The 1,395-nt window shown below is 75.8% G+C and carries 1 protein-coding gene and 1 pseudogene; one reads left to right on the forward strand and one right to left on the reverse strand.

The features are described from left to right. Positions 1-287: pseudogene (locus tag CCN44_RS47220) on the reverse strand (protein phosphatase 2C domain-containing protein); the annotation flags it as partial. Positions 288-697: 410 nt separating this feature from the next. Here CCN44_RS47220 and CCN44_RS42360 point away from each other — a divergent pair. Continuing rightward, positions 698-1,395: helix-turn-helix domain-containing protein (locus CCN44_RS42360; protein ID WP_244204084.1), on the forward strand; the 698-nt coding region annotated here is incomplete at its 3' end.

A 1,395-nucleotide genomic window follows, 5' to 3' on the forward strand; every position in this document is an offset into this window, starting at 1 on the left:
CGCGCCCGCGAGAGCGGCGGCACCGCCGCTCTCGCGGGCGCGGGCGGGGAGGCGGAGGAGTCCGGAGGCGCCGGCTCGGGCGGTGCCGGTTCCGCCGACGGCGGTTCCAGGGTGTCCGCCGGCCGCGTGTCCGCCGGCCGCCCCGCCACCGCGCTGCGCGCCGAGGCGTACCGGTCGTCCAGGGAATCGGGCGCTGCCGTGGGACCCGTGTCCTGGGGGGAGTCGTCGTACAGCTCCCCCCACCAGTCGTCCTCATGACGGGCGGGTCTTCCCCCCTGCTGGCTCATGCCTCTGATTGTCCACCGCACGGGCCGTATGAAAACGGGGCATCGGGAAAATCCGGCGCATCCGTCGCGTCGAACGGCGTGTCGAGTGAGGGGGTGAACTGCCGTACGACAAGAGGCTGGTGGCCGCCGGGCGGCCCCACCCCCCACGGGAGGACCGCCCGGCGGCGTCCGAAGTGACCCGGCCCCGCATCCCCTTCGTGCGCGCGCACGTCCGGGCCCGGGCCACCGTCCTGGGTTCCTCGGGGCGCGGCGGTGAAACGTGTACACGGCCGCGCGTCCCTCGGTGCTGCCCACCTTGGCAGAGTCCCCGCCGCTACGGCGATGATGGGCGGCGGCGGGTTTACGCCGTGGCCGGTTTCCGCCAGGCCGGCCCGCTTCCGTGACAGGTGCGCAGGGAGGGACGTGGGCCGATGCTGGCAGCGATAGGGCTCGACGAGACGCACGAGGCGGCGTACCGGGCGCTGGTGTCCGTGGGCGCGGCCGACGTGGCCGATCTGGCGCGGCGCCTGACGCTGGCCGAGCAGGACACCGAGCGGGCGCTGCGCCGGCTGGAGCGGCAGGGTCTGGCCGCCCAGTCCTCGGCCCGGCCGGGCCGCTGGGTGGCGGCGCCGCCCGGGGTGGCGCTGGGCGCCCTGCTCACCCAGCAGCGGCACGAGCTGGAGAAGGCGGAGCTGGCGGCGGCGCTGCTCGCGGAGGAGTACCGGGCGGCGGCGGCCGAACCGGCGGTGCACGACCTGGTGGAGGTGGTGACCGGCACCTCGGCCGTCGCCCAGCGCTTCCTGCAGCTCCAGCTGGGCGCGGCCGAGGAGGTGTGCGCGCTGGTCACCGGCAATCCGGTGGCCGTGTCCGGCATGGAGAACGACGCCGAGGAGCAGGCGGCCGAGCGCCGCCGTCAGCTCGGTCAGCCCGTGCGGCAGGTCCAGCACCGAGCGCTCCACGACCACCCGGTAGCGCACCCCGCGCCCGGCCGCCTGCTCCTCGGCGTCGTTCTCCATGCCGGACACGGCCACCGGATTGCCGGTGACCAGCGCGCACACCTCCTCGGCCGCGCCCAGCTGGAGCTGCAGGAAGCGCTGGGCGACGGCCGAGGTGCCGGTCACCACCTCCA

Origin of the sequence: Streptomyces tricolor, from assembly GCF_002155905.1 — a bacterium.
GTDB lineage: Bacteria > Actinomycetota > Actinomycetes > Streptomycetales > Streptomycetaceae > Streptomyces > Streptomyces tricolor.